Genomic DNA, 25,018 nt, shown 5'->3' on the forward strand with positions numbered 1-25,018 from the left:
CAATGCCCCCCGCAACAACCTCGTCCACCCGAGTGTGGCTAGCCCTGACATCGCTCATCGTCATCATCGTGACGGTCATCCCTCTGCTGTGGATCTTCTCGCTGTCCGTGAAAAGCAAAGAAGCTCAAATCAACCCCGAATTGAACATGCTGGGTAATTTTCTACCCACCGCCGAAGGGTTCAGCTGGGACAACTACCGCCTCATCCTCACGGGGGGAGCCCATGATTTATTCATGCCCGCGCTGGTCAACTCACTGATCATCTGCCTCGGCGCCACCATCCTCGCTGTCGCGTTAGCCACCCTGTGCGCCTATGCCATCGCCCGGCTTGACTTCCCAGGCAAACGCGCCATCCTCGTGACCTCGCTAGCGGTGTCCTTCTTCCCAGCGATCTCCCTGGTGACACCCCTCTTTGAGGTCTGGACCCGAGTCGGTCTGTTCGACACTCGAATTGGACTGATGATCCCTTACCTCGCGCTCACCCTGCCCCTGGCCATCTGGATCCTGTCCGCCTTCTTCCAGCAGATCCCCTGGGAAATGGAGCAAGCAGCCCAAGTAGACGGTGCCACCAACTGGCAGGCCTTCCGCAAAGTCATCGTCCCCTTAGCCGCCCCCGGCGTCTTCACCACCGCCATCATCACTTTCTTCACCGCTTGGAATGACTTCGTCTTCGCGATCACCCTCAGCGGTGACCACGCCCGGACCGTCCCAGCGGCGCTGGCGTTCTTCACCGGCGCCTCACAGTTCGACCAACCCTTCGGAGCGATCGCTGCCGCAGCCGTCATCGTGACAATCCCGGTCGTCGTCCTCGTCTTGCTGTTCCAGAAGCGCATCGTCTCCGGACTCACCGCCGGAGCCGTCAAGGGCTGAAGCCCACCGTCACATCCTGTGCAAGGAAGGTCACCCCCATGTCCACGATCCAGCTGACCGACATCGTCAAGAGGTACGGCGACGGATACCTCGCCGTCGACCGGGTCGGACTGGACGTCCGGGACGGGGAATTCATGATCCTCGTCGGCCCCTCAGGCTGCGGCAAATCCACCCTGCTGCGGATGATCGTCGGCCTCGAAGACCTCACCTCCGGATCCATCCACATCGACGGACGACGTGTCGACTCGCTCGCCCCACGCGACCGCAACCTCGCCATGGTCTTCCAGAATTACGCGCTCTATCCGCACCTGACCGTGTTCGAAAACATCGCCTTCCCCCTGCGACTCACCAAAGGAAAGCACACCGAAGACGAGATCACCGCAAAAGTGCAGCACGCAGCTCGACTACTCGACCTCCACGACCACCTCAACCGGCGGCCCGCACAGCTCTCCGGCGGGCAACGCCAACGCGTCGCGATGGGTCGAGCCATCGTCCGAGACGCCCAAGCCTTCCTCTTTGACGAACCCCTCTCCAACCTCGACGCGAAACTCCGCGGCCAAATGCGCACCGAAATCGCCCGAATGCAACGCGCCATGGGCATGACCACCATCTACGTCACCCACGACCAGACCGAAGCAATGACCCTCGGTGACCGAGTCGCGGTCCTGCGTCGTGGCGTGCTCCAACAATGCGCCAGCCCCCGCGAACTCTACGAACAACCCCTCAACCTCTTCGTCGCCGGATTCATCGGCTCACCCCCGATGAATTTCCTCCCCGCCACCATCCACGGCGAAACCATGAAACTCCCCTTCGGTGATATCCCCCTCACCCCTGCCCAACAGGCCGCCCTCGAAGGCCGGAACACAGCCATCGTCGGCATCCGACCAGAACACCTCGAAGACGCAGCCCTCGCCGGACGCGGAACCACCGACCGGATCCCCCTGCGCGTCCCCGTCGACGTCACCGAATGGTTGGGCAGCGAACTCTATGCCTACGTCCCTTATGCCGCCGACCCCGACATCAAAGCCCAACTCGCCGAACTCGACCGAGACCTCGACGGAGAGACGATCCGCACCCAAATGGTCGTCAACCTCGACCCACGCAGTCGCATCCGAGCAGGCACCCACGCCGAACTGCTCCTAGACCCCACTACCCTCCACCTCTTTGATCCCGCAACCGGCCGCTGCCTCACCCGAGATGACGCCGCCGCCACCCGCATCGCCCAAGAAAGCGAAGCCGACCGACTCCACGCACTCCGCAGCGCCCAGCACGCCCAGCCGACCCCCACCACACCCACCGGAGAACACCCGCGACCATCCGCCCGCAGCGGCAGGCCATCCGCACACCGACGACGCACCAACACCCCCACCGCCGACCGCAATCCCGGCGCCGGACAAGGATGAATCAGACCCCCCTATCCCCGCTCAGCAACACACCCCCCGCTTACGATGGTCCGCGTGACCAGCCAGGATGAAACACCCACCCCCACTGCCGCCACCCGCCCACCCACCAGCACCCACGGCCGTGGCACCTGGCGGAGCCTGGTCATCCCCGCCCACCCACCAGCACCCACGGCCGTGGCACCTGGCGGAGCCTGGTCATCTCCATGATCGTCATGGCCGTCTTCGTGCTCGGCGTCGTCGCGCTCCTGCCCCGACCCGCCGCCCGCGAACGCGTCAGCGTCGACGTCGGCCGCACCGCACAACAGATCGCCGCCGACAAAGGATGGCCCTTGGCCACCGCAGACCTCGGCGACGCTTGGCACCCCACCTCAGTGTCCTTCGCGCCCGACAGCAACGGAGTGCCAACCTGGCTCATCGGATACCACCACCGACCAGGCGACGACCAATACGTCGTCCTCTCCCAGACCCGACCCGGTGACGGCCTCGACGCCGGGCGCCTGGCCACCTGGCTGGACCGCCAGACCCGCCAGGGACAACCCGACGGCGAGAGCACCATCGCAGGCACCCGCTGGCAGCGCCGCAGCGTCGACATCACCTCAGGCGGCACCGTCCACGCCCGCCGCAGCCTCGTCATCACTGACAACACAGCACCCGCCGGCCTCGCCACCGTCATCTCCGGCGACGTGGACTACCCCACCCTCGAACAGGTCGCCGCGGCCCTCCGCACCACCCCGGCTCAGCCCACCCCCTCCGCACCTGCGTCCCCCACCAGCGGCTCCGCTACCCCCTCACCGACATCGGCTCCCGGCACTGACTCACCCACCCCTTCAGGCCTCCGGTCGGCGTCAGCGTGGGCCACCCCCGCCGAACGCTGACCCCGCCCAGCCGCCAACCGCTGCTCCGCACCATCCAACCAGCGCTCGCAGTGGTCAGCTAGAGCTTCACCGCGTTCCCAGAGCCGCATGCTCTCCGCTAAGCCCAATTGGCCGCCTTCCAGCTGGGTCACGATCGAGACCAGCTCATCACGGGCCGCTTCATAGCTGAGATTGCCGACCGCACTGTTCGGGTCATCGGCAGGGATGCTCTGCTCAGGGTTCACGCTCGCCACCTTACGGCGGGTCAGCGGTCATCAGAGGACGCAGCGGGGGTGGGGCTCACCGATCCTCGACGATCTGGACCGTCATGGCCCCTTCGGCAAACCGGATTCGCAGGAGGTCACCGATGCCGACGTGGTCTGTGCTCGAGACGAGATGTCCGTCGGAGCGCTCCACCACCGCGTATCCGCGTTGCATCGTGGACAGCGGGCTGAGGGCGCGGACCCGGGCCCGTAGATGACCAATCTCTGACCGTGCCTGTCCCAGGCGGGCGGTCATCCGCCGGTGGTTCGTCTCGCGGGTGGTCAATACCGCCGTACGGTGCGGGGCAAGCATGGAAACCGGATGCCGCAACGCTGGTCGGGAACGCACTGACGCGAGTAGCCGACGTTGCTCGCTGATCCGTCCGGTCATCGCCAGGTCGAGCCGATGACGAGCGGCTCGGGCACCAGCTCGTTCGTGACTGACATCCGGCACGATCCGTTTGGCGGCGTCGGTGGGGGTGGAGGCGCGCAGGTCTGCGACGAAGTCCAACAGGGGCGTGTCGATTTCGTGCCCGATGGCGCTGACCACGGGAGTCCTGGCAGCGGCGACTTCGCGCAGGAGGCCTTCGGAGGAAAACGGCAGGAGGTCTTCGAAGGATCCGCCGCCGCGGGCGATGACGATGACGTCCACCTGGGGGAGCGCATCGAGTTCCCGAAGAGCGCCAGCGACTGAGCGAGCTGCGTCATGGCCTTGGACGGGGACCTCGCGGATCTCGAAGCGGGCGCTTGGCCATCGCCGACGGGCGTTGTCCACCACGTCGCGTTGGGCGGCGCTATTGCGGCCGCTGATCAGGCCGATGGTGTCTGGCAGGAACGGGAGTGGACGACGACGCCGGGGGTCGCATAACCCTTCGGCGGTGAGGGATTGCCGGAGTGCTTCGATCCGAGCGAGGAGCTCGCCTTCACCGATAGGACGGATCGTGCGTGCCTCCAGTTGGAGGGTGCCCCGGCGACGCCAGTACGTCGGTTTGGCATGGACGACGACGCGTTGGCCGTTGCGCAGGGGGAGCGGCATCGCGTCGAGGACTCGTCCGGGCAAGGACACCGTCAATGACAGATCTTCGTCGGTGTCCCGCAGGGTGATGAAGCAGCGACTGCCTGACCTCCGAGAGAGTTGGACGACTTGCCCTTCCACCCATAGCCGGGACATCCGGTCGACGTACTCTTCTATCCTTGTGGCCAGAAGCCTTATGGGCCAAGGGTTTTCGGCGGTGGTGAGGGCGGCTTTCGGTGCGAGCGTTGGTGACGTCGATGAGATCGTGCCGCCGAGGGGAGTCGGATCGGCCTGGGACATGGACACAGCCCCAGGGTAGAGCTGTCCCGGCTCGTACCATGGACAGGTGAGTCAGACCCCCACCAAACGTGTCCTCCTCGCTGCGCCGCGCGGCTACTGCGCCGGCGTCGACCGCGCGGTGGTGACCGTCGAGAAAGCCTTGGAGCTCTACGGCCCCCCGGTGTATGTCCGCAAAGAGATCGTGCACAACAAACACGTCGTGGAAACCCTCGCCGGGCGCGGGGCGGTCTTCGTCGACGAGACCGATCAGGTCCCGGAGGGGGCTACCGTGGTGTTTTCTGCCCACGGGGTGTCCCCGATCGTTCACGAGGAAGCCGCCGTCCGGTCCTTGAAAACCATCGACGCGACCTGTCCTTTGGTGACCAAGGTGCATCGGGAGGCTCGGCGGTTCGCTGGCACCGACTATGACATCCTCCTCATCGGCCATGAAGGTCACGAGGAAGTCGTCGGCACCTCTGGAGAAGCCCCCGAACACATCACCATCGTTGATGGCCCCGATGATGTGGACAATGTTGAGGTCCGTGACCCGCACAAGGTGGTGTGGTTGTCGCAGACGACGCTGTCAGTTGACGAGACGATGGAGACCGTACGGCGGCTGCGGGAACGTTTTCCCCACATGATCGACCCGCCCAGCGATGACATCTGTTATGCCACCCAAAATCGGCAACTCGCGGTGAAGAAGATGGCTCGCGATTGTGACTTGATGATCGTGGTTGGTTCGCGAAACTCGTCGAACTCAGTGCGCCTGGTGGAAGTCGCCGTGGAGCATGGCGCTACCGCCGGGCATCTCGTGGACTATGCCGCTGAGATCCACGACGACTGGTTTGACGGAGTTGACACCATCGGGGTGACCTCCGGGGCGTCCGTCCCGGAGATCTTGGTCCGTGATGTCCTCGCTGCGCTGGCAGCACGGGGATATACCGACGTCGAGCAGGTCACCTCCGCTGAGGAAAGCTTGCTGTTCGCGTTGCCGAACGAGTTACGCCGTGATCTCAAAGCTCGCGGGCACACTGAGGCGATCACCCGATCTGACATCGGCGGTCATCTGCACTGACCCGGCCAACCCGGTGGGTGGGACGGGCCCCGTGCCCTCCCACCCACCGGATCAGCAGCTACGTCGTCGACGCATCCGGGCGACAGCTTCGCCGTACAACTCGGTCAGTTGGGCCGAGACCACTTCTGGTGAGTGGTGACGTACGGCGTACTCGCGGATCTGCTCGCGGTCCCAGGACCGGGTCAGCCCCGCCTGTAATCCAGCTGCGATATCGGCGATCTCATGGCCGGTGAGGACGCCGGTGTGCTCGGTGACGAAGCCTTCGGGGCCGCCGGATCGGGTGCTGACCACAGGGAGCCCTGCGGCCATCGCCTCGATGAGGACCACCCCGAAAGTCTCTTCACGGGAAGCCAACACGAACAGGTCTGAACGGGCGAATTCCGCGGCGATCTGCGGATGAGACAGCCCGCCTTCAAACCGGACTCGATCGGCTAGTCCCAGACGTCGCGCCAGGTCACGCAGCTCGCCTTCCTGCGGGCCGTGGCCGATCACGACGAGTTCGGCTGCCGCCACCGGACTGTGCGGGTCTTCCTGGCTGACCCGGGCGATGGCCTCCAAGAGTGCATCGACACGTTTGCGGGGGATCAGGTTGCCCACCGTCACCACCCGGGGGCGGTCGTGCGGGATGGGCTCGACTGACGCGAATGTCTTCGCATCCACCAAGTTCGGCACGTATACCGCGCGATATCCGGTGAGCTCGGCGATACGGGCTTGGAGGCCCGGGCTGACCGCGATGAGCACGTCGGCACCGGCATAGGCGATGGCGATGCCGCGCAACATGTCTGCTGGCGGGTCAGGCGACATCAGCCGGGAGGTGTGCTCGGTCACCACCAACGGGTAATGGTGACGTCGTCGACCGCGGGCTGCCGCCGCAGACCATCCGACGAAGTGGCTGTGCACCACGTCAGGACGGCCGTGCTTCGTGACACAGGCGAGGTAGAGCACCTCCCACATGGCGTGCACGAACCGATAACCCAGGCGGTATTGCAATCGGCCTAGGGGCAAGCTCAGTTCGACGACATGGACCCCGTCGACGTCCTTATGGCGGACCCCCCACGGTCGTCGATGTTGCAGGAAACGGATGTCGAGCGCGCCATAAACAACCTGGTGACCGGCAGCAGCTAACGCACGAGCTTGTTGGAATTCGAAGATGCCGAGGAGGGGTTGCCCCGGGCCTGGAAGGCCTCGGCCTAGAACGAGGACTCTCACGATCGTCGATCAGCGACCTTGACGCCCGGACAGCGCTTTATAGAACCGCTGTCTGACCGACCACAGCGGCGCTGCGGTCATCGCGGCCAAAGATCCGCGCTCCGCTGAAGTCAGTCCAGGCTGGCGCAACACCCCAATCAGATCGCCTCGGCGGCGGGCTTGTTCGGCGGCGTACATCGCGCGGAGGTGAACTCGCACCTGCGGAGGGAGGGTAAACCGTTCTTGCTCTAGGAGCAGCCGCCATGCCTCGTGGCGGGCACCGATCGATCTCGACATGGCCGCGAAGTCTTGGCCACGAGGATTGGAGTTTCCCGGGTGGATCCGGTATTCGAGCACCACCACCGGATGTTTGATGTAGCGGCCAGCCAGGGCGGGACCGGCCTGGCCCAGCCAGATGTCCTCGCTGGGCAGTTCCTCAGGGATCGGGAAGACAATCTCGGCGAGTTCTCGGGTGAAGGTCAACACGCCGCCAGAGGCGCTAGTCGCGTCCCCGCGGGGTAATTCCATCCCGTCGAATTGGGGGTCTTCGCTGAAGGAACGGAGTTTGTACCCGGCGAGGCCGCGCTCTCCAGGCTCACAGCTGGACAGGTCTGCCGCCCGGATCGCCAACGAATCCGGGGGGATCCGGTCGTCCCCAGCGAGCAGGACGATGCCCTCACCGGTGGACGCCGCGAACGCATGGTTGAATGCGGCGGCTTTGCCGAACTTGCGGCCGTGACCGACCAGCCGGATCCGAGGATCTCGTTCCGCGGCAGCGCGGATCAGGTCGGCGGTGCCGTCGGTCGAACCGTCGTCGACGAAACACACCTCCCAGTTCGTATGGCTCTGTGCCCGTAGCGAGTCCATCATCTCGGGAAGATGTTGTTCCTCGTTATAGACGGGGGAGAGGATGGAGATCTTCACGACCAGGTCACCTTCCTGAAACGGTCGCCGGTACGCCGTCCGCCGGCCCGCCGTCGGCGAGCTGGGCGCGCAGATCAGCGCGAGCGGCGTCCTGATAGTTCCACGCCAAGGCGGCAGCATAGGCGTAGAACAGCCAGAACATCGGACTGCCTATCGACGACGAGGTGATCACACTGGTCACGAGGAGCGCAAGCAGAACCCCCAATCCTTCAAGCACCACCGGGTCCGGCCACAGCCGCAGGAAGGTGCGAGGGCGCAAAAATCGCATCAGCGCCCAGAGCGGCACCGCCAGGATGGGCAGCAGACCGATCAACCCGTAATTGACACCGATCTCAAGGAAAGTGTTGTGCAGGTTGATCACTCGGCGTTGGCCATTCGCCGAGGTGGCGGGGTACAGCGGGTCGTGGGCGACCCACGTGATTGATGACCCGGCACCATGCCCTTGGAGTGGCTTCTCAGCCATGGCGCGCAACCCCGACTTGGTGAGTTCCGCCCGGGCCGCGTCGGCCTTGGCGACGTCCACGGCTTTCTGGTCGTCCGAGACATTGTCCTGGTAGTGGCCACTTCCACGGCCTTCATGCGCAGCCCGCTGCGCGACTGCGGCAGGCCGGACCAAACGCAGGTCGCTTTGCTGCACCACCGGGATCACCGCGGCGAGCGCCACCAGAGCGATCGGCACCACGAGGAGCCGTCGTCCCCGGAAACACCAGGCTGCAGTCATGAGGGTGAGTAGCAGTTGCGACATGGCTCCGGCGCGGCTGCCGGTCATGTAGACGGTGTAGGCGCACAGGGCCATCGCGACGTACAAGACGATGATGCGGCGAGCTGAGCCGCGCACTCCCAAACCGATCCGTTGACTGATGGATCCACACACCGTGCTGGGCACCAGGGCGCTGGTGGGGGTGGTGGCTTCATTTTCGAAGGCTTCCGCGGCGGCCCGGGTGGCGCGGCGGGACCCGACCTCGCGGACCATTTGGGCGCAGAGCACCGCGAAGATCGCGACGTTGAAGTTTGACAGTCCGTTGGGATTGGTGTCTAGACCGGCGACTGAGTACGCCGAGAAATACCAGGGTTGGACACCGGTGACGAGGTCGAGGTGGTTACCGGTGCAGAACTCCCAGGAGACGATGGCCGTGTTCACGGCGAACGCGACCATCCATCCCCATCGCAGGTAGCGCAGGCTGGCTGAGCTGCCCCGGGTGAGCACCACAACGACGAAAGCGCCCGCCATGGCCATCGCGCCCGCCATGATCTCGGTGCGACCCACTCCTGGGGCGGGGGTCCATAGCCAGGTGATGGGCGCCCAGATGAGCCACCACGCCAGGACACCGGCGTACAGCTTGGGCAGGCTGTGGCGGCGGCTCTCCCACCAAAACAGGGGGACGGCGACGGCAAGGCATAAGAACCAGACGATCCGGTAGAAGTAAGGGAAACCGGCTGCTCCGGGGCGGATCGAGGCAAATGGGCCGGCTACTGCCAGCACCGGAAGAATGAGAAGGGCCTTCTGGGCCAGCGGGTATCGGGTCAACAGGCCGGCGAGCCGTCCTGCCGGGGCAGGAGGATGCTCATCAGTGCTTGTCATGGGTGGTGCAGCTCCGATGTCTCGGTCGACGCGCAGGAGCGCGGGATTCATTCGGTAGCCTACCGAGCAGGTACGGGAACTCCGCAGCTTGTCGTGCCGATGTCAGGAGGAAAGTCGTGAGCCAGGAATCGCATTTGCCCTTCGCCTTGCCCGATATCGGTGAGGAGGAGATCGAGGCGGTCGTGGAGGCGATGCGTTCGGGGTGGCTCACCACCGGACCTCGCGCTGCCGCCTTCGAGAAGGAGTTTGCCGAGTTCCTCGGCGGTGGGAGGACCGCGATCGCCGTCAATTCCGCCACCGCTGGCCTCCATCTGGCGTTGGATGCGTGTGGTGTGGGGCCCGGGGACGAGGTGATCGTCCCGGATTGGACGTTCACCTCCACTGCGGAAGTGGTCCGCTACTTGGGAGCTGACCCGGTGGTCGTAGACGTAGACCCGGCCACGCTGTGCCTGGATTACGCCGCTGCTGACCGCGCAGTGACCTCGCGCACCAAGGCGGTGATGCCGGTGCATTTTGCTGGCTATCCCGTGGACCGTCAGTTGACGGAAAGTTTCGCTGCGGCACATGGCGTGAAGGTCGTGGAGGATGCCGCGCACGCTTTGCCCACGTCAACGCGGGGCCAGCTGATCGGGGCCACGTCCAGTGATGCCACCGTTTTCAGCTTCTACGCCACCAAGACGATGACCACGGGTGAGGGTGGCATGGTGGTGGTCACCGACCCGGCGATGGCCACCCGGATCCGCACGATGCGGCTGCACGGCATCAATCGAGACGTGTTTGACCGGTACCGCAGCACCGCGCCCAGCTGGTTCTACGAGGTCGTCGAGGCGGGCTACAAGTACAACCTGACTGACCCGGCAGCAGCGATGGGGCGGGTGCAGTTGCGGCGCCAACCTCAGATGGCAGCGGCCCGGGCATCGATCGCCCACCGCTATCTGGAAGCGTTTGCCGATCTGCCGCTTGACGTGCCGATCGAGCCGGATGTCCCGGACAGCACCCATGCCTGGCATCTATTTGTGATCCGTTTGCGGGCAGACGCCCCGGTGGACCGAGATGGATTCATCGCAGCGATGGCGCAGGCCGGGGTGGGCACCAGCGTGCACTTCATCCCGTTGCACAAGCAGCCGTACTATCGCGACCGCTACCATTTGAGCCCCGAGCAGTTCCCGGTCGCTGAGGCGGAGTTCGCCCGAGTCGTCAGCTTGCCGATCTTCTCCGCCATGACACAGGCCGATCAGGGCAAGGTCGTTACGGCGGTGCGGGGGATCCTGGCGTGAACGTCGACATCATCGACAACCGGGTCGTCAACGCGTTACGTCGGTCCACGAAGGTCCGGGTGGCGCGCCACACGGTGTCGCGGGTGTGCACCACGTTAAACATCCCCGGTCCGCGTCGGGTGGTGAACTCACGCAAAGCCAAGCGGGCGTTTGACGTGACCATTGCCACCGCCGGTCTGGTCGTGACCTCTCCGGTGTTGGCGGCGGTCGCGGTGGCGGTCGCGGCTGAAAGCCCCGGTGGGGTGCTGTTCCGTCAGGAACGGGTAGGTCTGGACGGCCGGACCTTCCACATCCACAAGTTCCGCACGATGAAGGCCGTGCATGACGGGTCGTTAGTGTCCGCGACTGGCGACTCGCGGGTGACTCGGGTCGGGCGGATGCTGCGGGCCAGCAAATTGGACGAACTTCCGCAGTTATTTGATGTCCTCACCGGTGACATGAGCCTGGTTGGTCCCCGCCCGGAGGTGCCGGTGTACGTCGAACAGTGGCCGGACGGTTTACGGCCAGTGATCCTCTCGGTCCGGCCAGGAATCACCGACCCGGGCAGCATCGTTTTCCGCAACGAGTCCGATGAACTCGCGGCGGCTCCCGATCCGGAACGGCATTACGTCGAGTCGATCTTGCCGCGCAAGGCCGATATTTATGCGACGTACGTGCGTGATCGTAGTTTTGCCGGTGACTTGCGGATCCTGAAGGACACCGTGCGCGCCGTTCTTGATCGGTGATCAGCGACTTGTGAACGGGATGGACATGGACAAGGGCGACCAGGTGGCCGCTGAGAACGATTCCGCTGCACCAGGTCGTCGGGCCCGCCTGATGGCCTTGACCAGGCTGGGTCAGGGTGGCGCTGGGCGTCACGTCGCCCAGCTGGGCGGCGGCACCGCTGTGGTCATGGTGATCCAGTTCGCCGCGCAGGTGGTGCTGGGTGCCTGGTATTCACCTGCCGATTACGGCGTCTTCGGCAACTTGGTGTCCTTTGCGACGGTCGCGGCGATGATTGCGACCTTACGGCTGGAAATGGCGATCCCGCTGGCCGGGGATGAGGCTGAAGCGGATGACATCGCCCGATTTTCGATCCGGGTGGCCAGCCTAGTGTCATTGGTCCTGGTGCCGGTCTGTGTAGTAATGGCGGTGCGTGCTGACCTGGTGCCTGCCGATTATCAGGTGTCCGTGCTGATTGCCCCGTTTGTGGTGTGGGCGAGTGCCTGTTTTGCGGTGTTGCGTTCTTATCAGTCCCGTCGTCAACAGTTCCGGCAGATGAGTGACGCCAATGTGGCGGGCACGCTAGCCACTGCCGGGATGCAACTGGGCATGGGTAAAGCTGGCCTGGTCAGTGCAGGTTTGGGCGTGGGCTATGGCGTAGGCCGGTTGTTGTCTACGACGATGATGATCACCAGGAGCGGGTTGGACCTGCGTGGTCGCGTCGCGCCCGGATTGGTGCGGCGATGGTCGCAATTCCCGACCTGGATTCTGTTTCCCGCAGTGGTCAACGCGCTGACCGTGGGTGCGGTGGCACCGCTGGTCACAGCGTTGTATGGGCAGGAATTTGCGGGCCATTTCAGTTTCACTCAGCGGATGCTCAGCGCGCCGATCGCGCTGCTCGGGCAAGCGGTCGCCAGCGTCTTCTATGTCCGGTTCGCGGCGATGCACCGTGATGATAAAGACACGTCCGGTCACATGGTGCGGCTGGCGACAGTGTTATTGGGCTTAGGCCTGGTCATCTTCGTGCCCATCACGCTGCTGTGTCGTGAAGTGTTCATTCTGATCTGGGCAGACAACAAATGGGAGGTCGCCGGGCATATCTCGGCGTTCCTGGCGCCGTGGCTGATGATGAACTTCACGTCCAACCCGTTGGCGGGCTATGCGACGGTGAAGAACGCCGTCAAACGACTGTGTCTGTTGTCCTGTCTCGAGGGCGGAGTGCGGGTGCCGGCATTGGCGTTGGGCTTGTGGGTGGGCGGTCCGATGGCCGGGGTGCAGGCCTATTCGTTCGCCGGTTTGGTGATCTGTTTGTACTGGACGATCTGGGTGATGCGTCTTTCTGGGGCGACCCGGGCCACAGCGTGGCGGATCGTGGCGATGCCGTTGGTAGTCATCATGGCGGCGTGGGCTTTCGCCCAAGTGGGGCGCGGCCTCACCGGGGAGACGACGTACGTCGTCCTTGCGCTCGTGTTCTCCGCCGTAGCGGCTGGAATCGGTGGGAGGATGACCCTCCGGGCGCTGCGTTCCTGAACCTTGCGGATATGACGGCGAATTGTGGTGATGCGCCGACTGATTGACCGACGTGGTGGGTGGGTGCGGTCCATGCGTCCTGGCACGGGATCGGTCTGTCTCAGCGCGGCTCGGGCACCGACGTCGGCCCAGTCGCCGTGGCAAGCTGCTTCTCGCAGAGGCGTCGGTGATGAGGAGGATGTCGTGAAGGTCTGGGTCGTCGCGGGGGAGTACCCGTCGGTGGAGCATCCGGGTCGGGGGCCTTTCGTGGCGGATCAGGTCACCGCTCTGCTAGAGGCCGGACACCAGGTGCGGGTGATTTCCTGCGTGCCGCCGTCGTTGCGTCCAGTGGCCAACACCGTGCTGCGTCCGGCCGCGCATACGCTGGTCTCCACGGTCCGTCCGACAGTGCAGGGGTTATTGGGTCTGGCAGGTGGCCCGAAAGAGACGAGGCGCGCAGCTGCCCCGGAGAAGCCGGTGCCACCAGCCTCGACGACCACAGAGGCATCCGCTGGTGGCCGTTCATCAGTGCGCCACATGGCGGGAGTGGCGGTGCATGCGGTCCGAGGGACTGCTCGGGTGGTGCACGATGCCGCCGGGACGACCATGGCGGTACGTCGGATGGTTCAGGAGATGGAGCAGCTCGCCGAGCAGGAGGGACTTCCGGACGTCATCCACGCCCACAATGTTTTTCCGGCGGGCATTGCGGCTGGCCAGTTCGCGGTTGCTCAGAAGCTTCCGTATGTCGTGACGGAGCACATGTCGGCGTACATGCGGGGTCAGTATTCTGCGGTGGAGTTGGCGGCGGCGATTCGGGTATTGGATCGGGCTGCGGCAGTGATCGCGGTGAGTTCGATCCAGGCGGAGGCGTTGCCGATTCCCACGGATCGGGTGCGGGTCGTCCCGAACGTGGTGATGGTCGATCGGTTCCGTCAACGCAGCCCGCAGGCTGCGACGTCAGGTGCGGTCGTAGCGATTGGGACGTTGACGCCGCGTAAACGCCTCGACTCGGTCGTGCAGGCCTATGCGGCGTTGCCGGAAGAACTCCGTCAAGCTCACCCGTTGCGGGTGCTCGGCCGGGGGCCGGAGCAGGGGGCATTGCGGGAGCTGGCAGTGTCTTTGGGCTTGTCTGCGGACGTGGTTGAGGGTGGAGCCTCCCGGGAGGCAGTGGCACAGGCGTTGAGCAATGCTGCGGTGGTGGTGTCAGCGAGCATGGCTGAGACCTTTGGCGTGGTGCTCATTGAAGCGTTGTCCTGTGGGGTGCCTTTTGTGGCGGTGGACAGCGGTGGGCCCCGGGACATTTGGGCGCCGGGGATGGGTCGTCTGGTGGGTCGCCGGGTCGATCCAGCACTGCCTGACGTGGAGGTGTTTTTTGTGGTGGAAGCGCCGGAGGATGTGGCGTTGCTCCCTGACGTCGTTGTCGACGGTCCCGGCCGACGCGGCGGGGCTGCACCGGAGAGCGTGGCGGCGTTGAGTGAAGCGCTGGCCACCACGTTGACCGAAGGCTCCGATGCGGCGCAAGACAAGGTACGGCGGCAGTCCGCAATCGACCGGTTTGGCCCGAACGCGGTAGCGACCGCGCTGGAGCACATTTACCGGGAGGTCGCCTCAGCACGCTGACCGTCGATCGCCGCGACGTGGAGCCCCGGCTCCTCTGGGTGGAGCAGTTCGACGGCAGTCAACGGACGGGGTGTGGCCTCTAACGGGGTCGGTGACACTAATTCCCCAGAGGCCAGGCCCAACTCGTGGAGTTTGCGAGCTGAGACCAGGACGCGACTCTCTAGCGATCCGACCATCAGGTTGTAGGACTCTACTGAGCGGCGCAGCGATGTTCCCATCTTTGTGACATGGCCGCCGAGGCTGCCCAGCCGGTCGTGCAGTTCGGCGCCGAGGCGCAACAACTCGCGGGCGTTCGTGGATAAGGCATCTTGGCGCCAGGCAAAAGCGATGCTGCGCAACATCGCCAACAGGGTCGCCGGGCTGGCCAGGACCACCTTGCGAGTTTGGGCAGCGTCGTACAGGCCGGGGTCAGCGGACAAGGCAGCCGCGAGGACTGCATCCGCTGGTACGAAACAGATCACCATCTCCGGGGCTGCCGGAAATGCTGACCAGTAGCGTTTAGCCGCTAAGGCGTCGACATGTCCGCGCAGCGCCTTGGCATGTGCTGCGAGGAGCTCGTGACGGCGAGCGGCATCCACATCGTCGGCTTGCGCGGACAGGAACGCACTCATCGGCGCTTTCGCGTCGATGACGAGGTAACGGTCGCCGGGAAGACGCACCACCACATCGGGGCGGACCTGCTCGTCGTGGTCGCTGACAGCCCGGACCTGCTCGTCAAAATCGCATTGCGGGAGCATCCCGGCGTGTTCACACAGCCGCCGTAACTGGGCCTCACCCCACGCCCCCCGCACTGACGAAGCGTTGAGCGCCCCGGTCAGATCAGCGGTTTGGCGACGTAACGCCCCGGTCTGCGCACTGACCTCGGCGAGCCGTTCCGCGAGCTGACCATAGTGTTCGAGCCGATCCCGCTCTAAGAGACCTACCTGCCGCTCCACCCGAGTCATCGTCTCCCGCAACGGACTCAACGCGTGTGCCACCTGAGCCTGCTCGTCAGCTAAGGCTCGCGCTTCGTGCAACTGATCGGCATACAGGTGGCTCTGCTCACGCAACATCGCCCGCTCTGTTTCCGACGCCGCCAACTGGGCGGCGTACCGGCCTTGAAGGACAACCCACATGAAGGCAGCACCGATCACTGCACCCACCACCAGCACGACAAGCACACCACCGAGCGAGGACACCATGGACACAGCCTGACACGCGCCTGCGACAACGCTCCGAACAGGGCACACGACACGTCAGGTAGGGCACCTGGGACGCACTGACGGTACGGGCCCGGTCAGCTCGGCCGGTAGACTCACCGCCCGTGGCCCTCACCATCGGAATCGTCGGACTGCCCAACGTCGGCAAGAGCACCATGTTCAACGCACTCACGAAGAACAACGTGCTCGCCGCCAACTACCCCTTCGCGACTATCGAACCCAACGTGGGTGTCGTGCCGCTGCCCGACCCGCGCTTGAAGCAACTCGCTACGGTCTTCGGCAGCGAACGCATCATCCCCGCAACAGTCTCGTTCGTCGACATCGCCGGGATCGTCCGCGGCGCCAGCGAAGGCGAAGGCCTGGGCAACAAGTTCCTGGCAAATATCCGCGAAGCCGACGCGATCTGCCAGGTCATCCGCACTTTTGTCGACGATGACGTCACGCACGTCGACGGCAAAGTCGACCCGAAGAGCGACATCGAGACAATCAACACCGAACTGATCCTCGCTGACTTGCAGACCCTCGAAAAGGCCGTCCCCCGCCTGGAGAAGGACGTCAAAGGCAAGAAGGCCGACAAGGCTGTGTACGACGCGGCGGTGGCCGCGCAAACCATCTTGGAAGCCGGTGACACGCTCTTCAGCAAACGGGATCAGCTCGACCTCACCCTCATCCGAGAACTCGGTCTGATGACCACCAAACCGTTCTTGTATGTCTTCAACGTCGACGAAGATCAACTCGTCGACGACGCTGAGAAAGCCCGCCTGCAGGCGTTGGTCGCGCCCGTCGAAGCGGTCTTCCTCAACGCCAAACTGGAGATGGAACTCGCTGAACTCGAACCTGAAGAAGCCGCTGAACTCCTCGAATCCGTCGGTGTCGACGAGCCCGGCCTGGACAAACTCGCCCACACCGGTTTCCGCACCCTTGGCTTGCAGACCTACCTGACCGCTGGGCCCAAAGAAGCCCGCGCCTGGACCATCCGGCAAGGCTGGACCGCCCCACAAGCCGCCGGAGTGATCCACACCGACTTCCAGCGTGGCTTCATCAAAGCTGAAATCGTGTCCTTTGAGGACCTCCTCGCCGCCGGTTCGATGGCTGACGCCAAAGCCGCCGGCAAGGTCCGCATGGAAGGTAAGGACTATGTGATGGTCGACGGCGACGTAGTGGAGTTCCGGTTTAACGTCTAACGTTATTGGCGCATCGCGTTATGCGTGTCACTCTTGACGGCTGATCAGATCGTTTGGTGACCGCGACGCCGAACGAGTCTGGTTACGCGAGACAGCACCCACGTTGGACCCGCGGATCCACAGGGCGGCCAACAGGAAACTTCACATGCTGGACGCCGCTACGACGCTTAACGCACTCATGGTGCCTCCTGGTAACCCCTTGGAAGCGCTCGAGGGGAACCGGGCGGGCCAGCAAGCATCAGGATCAACGAACAGTGGCGTATCTGCTTCGTCTGGACCGACGCGGGGCCCGAGAATGTGATCGTCGAGGACTATCACTGAGGTGCATCATGACTGAGAAGCTCTACCCTTCCATCCATCCAGGCGAGATCCTCCAGGAGGATTTCCTGGAGGGGTTCGGCATCACCCAGCACAAGCTGGCTGTGTCCATCGGCGTATCGCCTCGTCGAATCAACGAGATCGTGCATGGAAAGCGGGCCATCACTGCCAACACTGCCCTACGCCTGGGGAGATACTTCGGCGTCGACGCGCAGTTCTGGCTCAACCTCCAGTCCAGGTATGAAATTGAACTGGCCGAGGACCGCTCCGCCGACCAGATCGCGGCCATTCAACCTCTCGCCACGGCATCGTAAGTCTCATCGGAGGTTGGAATCGGCGGCGAGAGGGAGGTGGTACTGGCATTACTCGCTGAGTATGGACTCCTCCTGCGCCAGATCGTTTGGATTCACCTGGGTACATCGTTTCAGACGGCCATATCCGACGGAACTTGGTGGAGTTTTGATTCAACGTCTGACGACTTGCTGGTAGAACCGGTAAACGGTCACGACATTGACGCGACAGTGCCGGGTTTCGGGCGGATGCAGCTGAAGTCGCCGGTGGTCAAGAAGTTTTGACGTTAGTGTGGTCGCCACGACTCGGGCCCTTGAGGGTGCGACCCGTGGTGTGCCAAGCGGTCCGACAATCAAGGCTTGATCGACGGCAAGGAGTGCATCTTGCAGGAGGGTGACTCGATTGCGTTCTGGTTTCTAACGTGTCTATGGCTCGTCTGACGTTGCCTGCTCGGTGAGTGCGGCGGAGTAGTTGCGCATTGAGCGCTGATGACGCGGCAGCGTGTCGATCTGAGTGTTCGGGGCTACCTGCAAGGCTTCGTCTTTGCGCCCGGCGCTGTGCAGGGCGAGGGCAAGAACGAGTTGTGGTGCACAGCCTGTCGTCACATGTGTGGGAGCGGTTTGAAGGACACTGATCGCTTCGTCGAGTCGGCCGAGGTTCCGCAGGGTTGAACCGTACTGGACGGCAAGTTGGGCATGTCGATCCTCGGTTAGCACTAGTGCGAGAGCGCGTTCGTATTCGGCGCCGGCCTCGGCTTCAAATCCTATGGAGTCATACATCCCGGCGAGCTCGAACGCAGCTCTGCCATCCGAGGCCGGGCATGACCCCACCAACTGGCGCATGCCGCCTAGTCTGTCAGGTCACGGGAGGAGTGCCGAGGCTCGCTGGCACCGTGTGCATCAAAGTCGACGATGCCTGAGGTCGATCCGATTTCGGCCTCATGGCAACTCCTGTTCGGCGAGCGCTCTTGAGCAGTGCTTAATGGATCAAATGAAGTCGTCTTTTCAACGCAGCATGCATACCCACTCGGCAGTCAACAGTTGGGCAATGTTAGGTTCCCTTGAGGATCTCATGGGCTTCGAGGCCATCGGTGACCATTCATCGCACACCTTCTGGTGTGCCGAATTATGCCGCCAATCTTTGGAACTCCTAACCCACAATAATGGACACGTTTTCGGAGGCAGAAAATGGCTTAGCCAAAAGCTGACCCAGCTCGGCCTCGATGGGAACATCGAAGCATACTGTCGAGACGCAGGGACCAGCCGCTTACAAACACTCTATGCCTCGTGAATAACGCCTTTTTTGTCCACCTGCAGCGTTTACGGATACCAGGACTCTGCCGCTGGAGAGGATGCCGTCCCTCGGCCAATTCCTCTATGCAAAGACAAAGTTGGCGGCCGAGCGTGAGATCGAGCGGGTTTTTGCCGACAGCGTCGTCGTCTCTCGCGCCGAGGCTAACTGCTCCGACCTTCTGACGCCGGGACTTGCTGACAGTATCGATCAAATCGCCGCTGTGTCCGCAGCGGGGGGATGTGGCGACATCGCAGATGTTCGATACAACAATCTCGCAGGCCTCCAGCGGGTTCTGCGGGAGGGCCGTCTGCAGGTCATGCACAATGAAGACATGCGTCGCATGGAGCAGACATGGGATATGGTTTATTGCCGTTCTTAACATGATGACAACGTAGGTACCGCGGGGAAAGCGTGCCAAGCAGAGGCCGAACGTCAATAGCTGAGCATTATCGTGGGCCGCGAGAGCCGGACTCGCAGGCGCGGAGCAGATCTCACCCAAGGAAGCATGGTGTTTGAAGTGATCGTACCGTGGAACCGTCCAGACATGGAACAGAACGAAACCGCGCGCGTTGTTGAGGTGTTGGAGTCAGGATGGATCACGACATGACCCGTTATTGCTGAACTGGAGGATGCCATCCGCGCCCTATGCGACGCTGAGGCGGCTTTTCCACCTCCTCAGCGACCATGGCCCTCTGGACCGCCATAAAGGCGATAGACATCGGGCCGGGGGGTGAGGTAATCACTCCAAGCCTGACCTTCACGAGTGTGCCCAGTGTGATTCGGGCTCTTGGCGCGAAGCCGGTATTTGTGGACGTAGAACATTCAAGCCGCAATGTGGACATCTACCAGTTGGCGGGTCACGTTACCTAGCGCACCAAGGCCTTGATCCCCGTGCATTTCGCAGGATTCCCGTTCCGTGCGGAGGACGCTCGGAAGGTACTGCCGTCACGCGTCAAAGTCATTGCTGACTGCGCCCACGCTCTGGGCTCACTCAGAGACGGTCTACAAGCCGGCCGCGAAGCAGATCTGTCGGTATTCTCGTTCTACGCAAACAAAAACCTGACGTTAGCTGAAGGTGGCATGGTCGTGGGCAGCGATGAACTGGTGCGAGAGTGTCGCACTTGGGGGCGTCTTGGCATCACATCCTCGGCGTGGGACAGGTCCGAAAATCGAGGTCTTTCACTGTATGACGCTGATCGTGGTGCATTGAAGTGCAACCTTAGTGACGTGCATGCAGCAATAGCGCTAGGGCAGTTGAACAGGTTCAGGAGCATGCCAGCACGACGTCGCGAAATCGGGGACCACTATCTCGACACGTTAGTTGGACGGTTTGAGTTACCAGTGGAGCCGAACAATGGCGACGAGCACTCCTGGCACTTCTTCCAGTTGCTCTTCAAAAACGAGACAGAGCGGAATGCCGGGTCGCGAGCGCTGCGCGATGCCTGGGTGAGAAGCCAGCTCCACTTTCTCCCGGCGCATAAATTCCAGGCGTTTAGGGACAGCGATAATGGGAACCTGAGAATCACTGAATCGCTGGGTGAACGCTTGATGTCCATTCCCTGCTTTTCGTCTATGACAGACGCCGAGGTTGAACACATGGCTCAAACAGTGGGTGACCTCTTGTGATGCACCTGGCCGAGCGCGTTGGCGTTCTTCTCAGCCGGGGGCGCATATTTCGATCCTCCGGTGACCTCAGAATGACCCGCCTGCTCTACGCGGAGCAGATAGTTGGAGAGATCGGCAAGCAGCTAGCCATGATTGCATTGCCCGTTATAGCCGTGCAATTCCTTCATGCAGGCGTGGGGCAGGTAGCATGCATTTCTTTATTGAATGCGGTATCGGCAATGTTAGGCTCCATGCTGCTCGGTAGACTCAGTTACCGTCTGGCATCAAGACGAATCCCGGTAGGGGGAAGCTTCCTTTGGGCCGTGGGTTTAGGGACGATTTGCCTCCTCGGCATTTTGGGGGTCCTATCACTTGCCACTTTCGCTGTTCTCTATGCGGCGCTGAATGCATGCGGCAGTTATTACAGGATGGGCGTGGTCGGAGTCGTTCGGACTATCGTAGACGACGATCAGCGGATGGTGCTTAATGCCCGGCTCAATCTATATCAGTCTGTGGTGTCTGTTGGAATGCCCACGGCTGCTGGCGCCTTGGTATCTATCGTTTCGCCATATTGGGTTCTTGGCTTGACGGCCAGTGCCTGCCTGTTCAGTGGATTTGTCTTTAAACTACTCTTGCCGGGAAGCGGAACTAATGAGCGAGAACGCGCAGCGACAACCAGCTCTCAGATTACCTCTCCACTGACTGCCGGACTGAAGCACGGGAAACCTCGAACGCCGCCAGCGGCTTGGCTGGGGGTAGCCATCGAGGGCGTGCTGGCGTTCGACCGTGCCTTCATCTTGACGGTTCTTCCTGTCCTCGCGCTTACGTTCTTCGGCCTGGGGTCCGAGGGGCTCGGACTGATTTTCACGGTTGGAGGGCTGGGATTTCTCGGCGGCGCCCTCGTGGGTCGGTTTACCGCGCGCGTGTTCAGCCTGGCGAACGCCAGCAGGTTGAGCGCAGCCATGGCTGTGTTGGCTGGGGCGGGTCTCTTCGTGCCCACTGTAATCGGGCACGCACATCTGATTGGGCTGTCTGCATTTGCAGCTTTTTCCGCTGCAGCGTCTCTGCAGTTTGACCTGGCCGTGTCCAGTTGGAGACAGTCAGCGCTTACCGCTGAAGCACTAAGCGCTGTTACTGGTTTTGCCGATTCTTCAGCGACAGCAGCACGCCTCCTAGCCTCTGTGGCGGCGGGAGCAGTTGGAACGTCGCTCGGAGGCGTAGGCATTTGCGTAGTCGGCGCATGCATGGCCTTCACGAGTGCCGTCGCTTTACTGGCCGTGAGTGCGACTATGCGTGAGGGGCGTGCCGCTTGATTTCTCAAAGTTCCGTCACACTTATCTTTGTTGCACATCCGGTTAGAAGCGCGATAGGCAGCTGGAGTATTTTTGAGAAGACGGTGGTTCCCGGACGAGAGCGATTCCGGGCGCACCGGGTGTCATTTCCGCCGGAGACCCGGCGCTCGGGGGAGTGCTGCCCGAGTGGATGCCGCGCATTCTGCATTGCCCTGACTGATACGCTTCACGACTGAGGGCGTTATTCACGAGGCGTTAGCGGCCCATGTCCCGCACCCCGGGAAACAATCGATACACACCTGTCACCATACGCATATATAAAAACATCGGCCGCTTTGAGATCATTGGGTTAGACGACTCACATCTCTCAGGGAAGCGACCGATGCGGTACCAGTCGCGCAGCAGGACTCGATCACGATGCACTCGATGAACTCGTCAGGCGGGTCATCGACATTTTTCACTCCCGGGGAGTCGACTTGAGTAGACACCGGTTGCCCGTCAAAGAACACGTCATCCTTACCCTGGAACGTCTACGGAACAATCTGACACAGATGTTCCTTGCTGATCTGCTAGATATGTCACCATCCACCTCTTCACGCATCTATCGCAGGATGCTCCCGATCATCAATGAAGCACTCCTCTGGACAGGTATCCCCATAGAGCAAGCAGCCAGTGATGGCCGAGCCATCCTCATCGACGGCACATACGCCCCGACGGGCAACCGCCCAGCTCAAGGACAAGATGTCACCAAAGCCACCTACTCCGGTCAACGCCGTTGCCAGTGTGTCAGCATCCAGGTCGCCTCCACCCTGACCGGACACCTCCTCGCCACGTCTACACCCATTCCTGGAGCTCGACACGACTCTGCTGCTCTCGACCTCACCGGCTGGTCACAGATCCTCGCAGAAAACCACACGCCATGGATAGCCGACACCGCTTACATCGTCCATGGAGCACGAACGCCTCTCACAAAGAAGAAAGGACAAGAGCGAACCGACAACGAAAAACACGACAACACAGAAATATCCCGTATTCGCACCCATGTCGAACACGCCATCGGACACCTTAAACAATGGAAAATCCTCGCCACCGGCTATCGAGGCAGACTCCCCGATATCGTTGCCGTCATTACCCGACTCGAGCTCTATCGACTTGGCTGGTAGCCAAGAATGACCTGAAAATGCCTCGTGAATAACGCCCTCAAGGTGGTTACCACGGAATTTCTGACATCTGCGGACTGCGTGGCGCTGGCCGATGAGGTGGTCATGGACTTCTTTGCGAATAGTGGCGAGCCCGGCGAGCGTGTGAGCCTCTCTGGGGCTTACTGGCGGTCGTTGGGCAGTTCGAAACTGACGGTAGGTCAGTGGATCTACCTATGCTGTTGGATGAGAGGTCGCGGCATGGTCGTCCTGCCGCCGGACTTCGGCTGGATTTCTCACCTGATCGGCTTCCCTCCAAGTGGGCTTGACTTGACGCAGAAGCAATGGGGTAGCGAGATGAGCAGTCGACATCAGCCAGGAATCCATATCGGTTCAAATTCCGGAAACATCAATATCGGCGACACGCAGCTGAACTTCTCGGGGAGGGACCTCACCCCTCAGGACTACCGGACCCTGGCTTCCGCTTTGCGGCAGGACGCGCAGTCCCTCTCTGAACTGGGAGCGGAGAGCGGGATGGAGGCCGCGGCGGTGCTGGAGGGCGCGGCGGAAGGCACGGCGGATCCGCACGACGTCAAGAGCACCATGAAGTGGATACAGAGGCGGGGAGGCGAAGCAGTGGGTGCAGCCTCAGGCGCAGCCCTCTACGCCACCAATCGGGTACGACGCAAACCCCGCGTCGCGTGGACTAAGCGCGACGCGGGCTGCTGGAAGCGGAGGAAAGGAGTGAAACTCCGCACGCGGGCCGTCCACGCGTGTCCCGTCCGCGTCGGTGGTTGTACCAGTCGCGTGTCGGCGTCCGGGGCGTGTGTCGCTGAGGCCGATTATCGGGTTCCGCGTTGAGGCCCGGAGCATCCGACCATGAGCGACCGCGCCGTGTTTGACCTGCACTGGTGGAATCCGCACCCTCGAAGTAACACGGCAGGTCCGCTTCTCGCGATGAGACGCGGGCCTGTTTTCTTTATACCCCCGGTGTCGGGGACGCCAGGACGATGCGCACGTGACGACCCCAAACAGCACCTACACCAAGCCGTTCCTCACGGTCCCTGAGCAGATCCGCCGACTGCGCGGGCGGGGTATGGACTGCGGCGACGACGCCTACGCGACCGCCGTCCTGCAGCGATACGGCTACTACCGACTGTCGGGCTACTGGCACCTCTACCGCGATCGGCCCGTGCCTCCCGCTCCCCGGTTTAATGAAGAAGGCCGCGAGATCCGCCTGGATACGTTTGCGCCCGAGGCCGGCCTCGCGCACGTGGTGGCCCTGTGCGAGTTCGACCACCAGCTCCGCATGCGCCTCAGCGACGTCCTCAGCACCACTGGCTGAACGACCTCAGGAACGTCCGAAACATTTGCGCGCACTACGGCCGCCTGTGGAACCGCGCGTTCGACGTGGCCATCGCCGCGCCGGGGAAGGCGAAGAAGAACGCCGACGATCCGCTCGCGCCACTCGCGGACGACGGGACAAACAACAGGCTCTACGGCGCGCTGCTCGTCATGCGCCACCTTCTGCTGAGCATCGCGCCGGAGAAGGACGACGTTGTGGACCTGGCCGACTTTATCGAGGACCGGTCCCGCGCCGTTGTGATCGAGATCAAGCTCGGAGAGACGAAGTTCTACCCGGCCTTCCAGTTCCGCTACGGGAAGATCGTCGACGCGCTTGCCGAGATCAACCAAGCCTCGCCCGATCCTGCGGCGACTCGGACCTGACCGACGTCGCCAGGGCGCTCCTGGACTGGTGGCAGACGCCGCACCCGGACCTGCCGCAGGACGCGGACGGCTCGGACCGTTCGCCCCTCGACTTGTTGTGTGCGATCACCGAGGAGGATTTCACCGCGGTGATCGACGAGGCAGATGCCATGCGCAGCTTCGTCGTGCCTCGGGACGTTGACCAGGGCAAGGCGTTCGAGTCCCCCTCCGTGTCGAAGCGCCCCGGCACGAAGAATGCATCCGCGATCTGACTCGGGTTGAGATGGGGGAAGGCGCTGGTCGAGATCAAGGGCAGCCGTACGGCGATGGCGAGGCCATCGGCGACGACCCCGCGCCCAAGGGTGCGTGGATGGCACATCCAGGTGGGAGATGTGACCCGCAACGTCGTTTAGCGGGATTTCGCAGCATC

Annotated in this window: 24 protein-coding genes and 2 pseudogenes; 19 read left to right on the plus strand and 7 right to left on the minus strand. The window is 62.8% G+C overall.

The window, feature by feature from the left end; genetic code table 11:
* Positions 1 to 2: 2 nt before the first annotated feature.
* From KEM60_RS10050 to KEM60_RS16560, 4 genes are read left to right on the plus strand one after another with little or no spacing between them, the layout of a single operon-like run.
* Positions 3 to 869 (plus strand): carbohydrate ABC transporter permease, encoded by an 867-nt coding sequence (locus KEM60_RS10050; protein WP_219107391.1) that lies wholly within the window; start codon positions 3 to 5, stop codon positions 867 to 869.
* A 38-nt stretch (positions 870 to 907) separates the two neighbouring features.
* On the plus strand, positions 908 to 2,272 hold the full coding sequence (locus tag KEM60_RS10055; protein WP_219107393.1) for an ABC transporter ATP-binding protein: 1,365 nt from the start codon (positions 908 to 910) through the stop codon (positions 2,270 to 2,272).
* Positions 2,273 to 2,326: 54 nt separating this feature from the next.
* On the plus strand, positions 2,327 to 2,479 hold the full coding sequence (locus KEM60_RS10060) for a hypothetical protein (RefSeq protein WP_219107395.1): 153 nt from the start codon (positions 2,327 to 2,329) through the stop codon (positions 2,477 to 2,479).
* A 5-nt stretch (positions 2,480 to 2,484) separates the two neighbouring features.
* The gene (locus tag KEM60_RS16560) at positions 2,485 to 3,147 is read left to right on the plus strand and encodes a DUF4245 family protein (RefSeq protein WP_255574477.1); all 663 of its coding nucleotides are present in this window, start codon (positions 2,485 to 2,487) and stop codon (positions 3,145 to 3,147) included.
* Positions 3,148 to 3,170: 23 nt separating this feature from the next.
* On the opposite strand, the pseudogene KEM60_RS16565 reads toward KEM60_RS16560, so the two are convergent.
* Together KEM60_RS16565 and xseA are read right to left on the minus strand one after the other, a co-directional pair.
* Positions 3,171 to 3,380 (minus strand): annotated as a pseudogene (locus KEM60_RS16565) (exodeoxyribonuclease VII small subunit); the annotation flags it as partial.
* A gap of 46 nt (positions 3,381 to 3,426) precedes the next feature.
* Complete coding sequence (xseA, locus tag KEM60_RS10070; RefSeq protein ID WP_219107585.1) at positions 3,427 to 4,704, minus strand: exodeoxyribonuclease VII large subunit; 1,278 nt, start codon at positions 4,702 to 4,704, stop codon at positions 3,427 to 3,429.
* Positions 4,705 to 4,750: 46 nt separating this feature from the next.
* Here xseA and KEM60_RS10075 point away from each other — a divergent pair, with 46 nt between their 5' ends.
* On the plus strand, positions 4,751 to 5,758 hold the full coding sequence (locus KEM60_RS10075) for a 4-hydroxy-3-methylbut-2-enyl diphosphate reductase (protein ID WP_219107398.1): 1,008 nt from the start codon (positions 4,751 to 4,753) through the stop codon (positions 5,756 to 5,758).
* Between the two features lie 51 nt (positions 5,759 to 5,809).
* Here the strand turns inward: KEM60_RS10075 and KEM60_RS10080 are convergent, their stop codons facing one another.
* Genes KEM60_RS10080 through KEM60_RS10090 form a run of 3 tightly spaced genes read right to left on the minus strand, consistent with a single transcriptional unit; the run spans position 5,810 to position 9,503 of the window.
* Positions 5,810 to 6,967, minus strand: a complete 1,158-nt coding sequence (locus KEM60_RS10080) for a glycosyltransferase (RefSeq protein ID WP_219107399.1) — start codon at positions 6,965 to 6,967, stop codon at positions 5,810 to 5,812.
* 9 nt (positions 6,968 to 6,976) lie between these two features.
* A complete protein-coding gene (locus KEM60_RS10085; protein ID WP_219107401.1) occupies positions 6,977 to 7,870 on the minus strand; it encodes a glycosyltransferase family 2 protein in 894 nt (297 codons plus the stop codon).
* A gap of 7 nt (positions 7,871 to 7,877) precedes the next feature.
* Entirely contained in the window at positions 7,878 to 9,503 is a 1,626-nt protein-coding gene (locus tag KEM60_RS10090; RefSeq protein ID WP_219107403.1) for an O-antigen ligase, read from the minus strand.
* A 65-nt stretch (positions 9,504 to 9,568) separates the two neighbouring features.
* Here KEM60_RS10090 and KEM60_RS10095 point away from each other — a divergent pair, with 65 nt between their 5' ends.
* The 4 genes from KEM60_RS10095 (at position 9,569) to KEM60_RS10110 (ending at position 14,560) form a co-directional block, all read left to right on the plus strand.
* Positions 9,569 to 10,729 carry a DegT/DnrJ/EryC1/StrS aminotransferase family protein gene (locus KEM60_RS10095; RefSeq protein ID WP_219107405.1) on the plus strand — a complete coding sequence of 387 codons (1,161 nt, stop codon included), beginning with the start codon at positions 9,569 to 9,571 and terminating at the stop codon, positions 10,727 to 10,729.
* A complete protein-coding gene (locus tag KEM60_RS10100) occupies positions 10,726 to 11,454 on the plus strand; it encodes a sugar transferase (RefSeq protein WP_255574479.1) in 729 nt (242 codons plus the stop codon). The genes KEM60_RS10095 and KEM60_RS10100 overlap by 4 nt, the downstream gene beginning before the upstream one ends.
* A 25-nt stretch (positions 11,455 to 11,479) precedes the next feature.
* A complete protein-coding gene (locus KEM60_RS10105) occupies positions 11,480 to 12,961 on the plus strand; it encodes a lipopolysaccharide biosynthesis protein (protein ID WP_219107406.1) in 1,482 nt (493 codons plus the stop codon).
* A 183-nt stretch (positions 12,962 to 13,144) separates the two neighbouring features.
* Positions 13,145 to 14,560, plus strand: coding sequence for a glycosyltransferase (locus KEM60_RS10110; protein ID WP_219107408.1), 1,416 nt, complete (start codon positions 13,145 to 13,147; stop codon positions 14,558 to 14,560).
* Here KEM60_RS10110 and KEM60_RS10115 read toward each other — a convergent pair.
* Entirely contained in the window at positions 14,533 to 15,741 is a 1,209-nt protein-coding gene (locus KEM60_RS10115; protein ID WP_219107410.1) for a DNA recombination protein RmuC, read from the minus strand. The genes KEM60_RS10110 and KEM60_RS10115 overlap by 28 nt on opposite strands.
* Positions 15,742 to 15,863: 122 nt before the next feature.
* Between KEM60_RS10115 and ychF the strand changes: the two genes are divergently transcribed.
* Together ychF and KEM60_RS10125 are read left to right on the plus strand one after the other, a co-directional pair.
* Positions 15,864 to 16,943, plus strand: a complete 1,080-nt coding sequence (gene ychF / locus KEM60_RS10120) for a redox-regulated ATPase YchF (protein ID WP_219107412.1) — start codon at positions 15,864 to 15,866, stop codon at positions 16,941 to 16,943.
* Between the two features lie 329 nt (positions 16,944 to 17,272).
* Positions 17,273 to 17,575 carry a HigA family addiction module antitoxin gene (locus KEM60_RS10125; RefSeq protein WP_219107415.1) on the plus strand — a complete coding sequence of 101 codons (303 nt, stop codon included), beginning with the start codon at positions 17,273 to 17,275 and terminating at the stop codon, positions 17,573 to 17,575.
* Between the two features lie 402 nt (positions 17,576 to 17,977).
* Here the strand turns inward: KEM60_RS10125 and KEM60_RS10130 are convergent, their stop codons facing one another.
* On the minus strand, positions 17,978 to 18,394 hold the full coding sequence (locus KEM60_RS10130; protein WP_219107417.1) for a tetratricopeptide repeat protein: 417 nt from the start codon (positions 18,392 to 18,394) through the stop codon (positions 17,978 to 17,980).
* 509 nt (positions 18,395 to 18,903) lie between these two features.
* Here KEM60_RS10130 and KEM60_RS10135 point away from each other — a divergent pair.
* From KEM60_RS10135 to KEM60_RS16585, 8 genes and pseudogenes are all read left to right on the plus strand, one after another.
* Positions 18,904 to 19,224 carry a hypothetical protein gene (locus KEM60_RS10135; protein ID WP_219107419.1) on the plus strand — a complete coding sequence of 107 codons (321 nt, stop codon included), beginning with the start codon at positions 18,904 to 18,906 and terminating at the stop codon, positions 19,222 to 19,224.
* Positions 19,225 to 19,523: 299 nt separating this feature from the next.
* A pseudogene (locus KEM60_RS10145) lies at positions 19,524 to 20,471 on the plus strand (DegT/DnrJ/EryC1/StrS family aminotransferase); the annotation flags it as partial.
* 71 nt (positions 20,472 to 20,542) lie between these two features.
* Complete coding sequence (locus tag KEM60_RS10150; protein WP_219107425.1) at positions 20,543 to 21,763, plus strand: MFS transporter; 1,221 nt, start codon at positions 20,543 to 20,545, stop codon at positions 21,761 to 21,763.
* Positions 21,764 to 22,218: 455 nt separating this feature from the next.
* A complete protein-coding gene (locus tag KEM60_RS10155; RefSeq protein WP_219107427.1) occupies positions 22,219 to 22,905 on the plus strand; it encodes a transposase family protein in 687 nt (228 codons plus the stop codon).
* Positions 22,906 to 22,929: 24 nt separating this feature from the next.
* On the plus strand, positions 22,930 to 23,742 hold the full coding sequence (locus KEM60_RS10160; protein WP_219107429.1) for a hypothetical protein: 813 nt from the start codon (positions 22,930 to 22,932) through the stop codon (positions 23,740 to 23,742).
* A 157-nt stretch (positions 23,743 to 23,899) separates the two neighbouring features.
* A complete protein-coding gene (locus KEM60_RS16575; protein ID WP_255574481.1) occupies positions 23,900 to 24,226 on the plus strand; it encodes an Abi family protein in 327 nt (108 codons plus the stop codon).
* A gap of 65 nt (positions 24,227 to 24,291) precedes the next feature.
* Positions 24,292 to 24,609, plus strand: a complete 318-nt coding sequence (locus tag KEM60_RS16580) for a hypothetical protein (protein ID WP_255574482.1) — start codon at positions 24,292 to 24,294, stop codon at positions 24,607 to 24,609.
* 95 nt (positions 24,610 to 24,704) lie between these two features.
* Entirely contained in the window at positions 24,705 to 24,860 is a 156-nt protein-coding gene (locus KEM60_RS16585; protein ID WP_255574484.1) for a hypothetical protein, read from the plus strand.
* The last annotated feature ends 158 nt before the right edge of the window (positions 24,861 to 25,018 follow it).

Source organism: Austwickia sp. TVS 96-490-7B, from assembly GCF_019331795.1.
In the GTDB taxonomy this organism is placed as follows: Bacteria; Actinomycetota; Actinomycetes; order Actinomycetales; family Dermatophilaceae; genus Austwickia.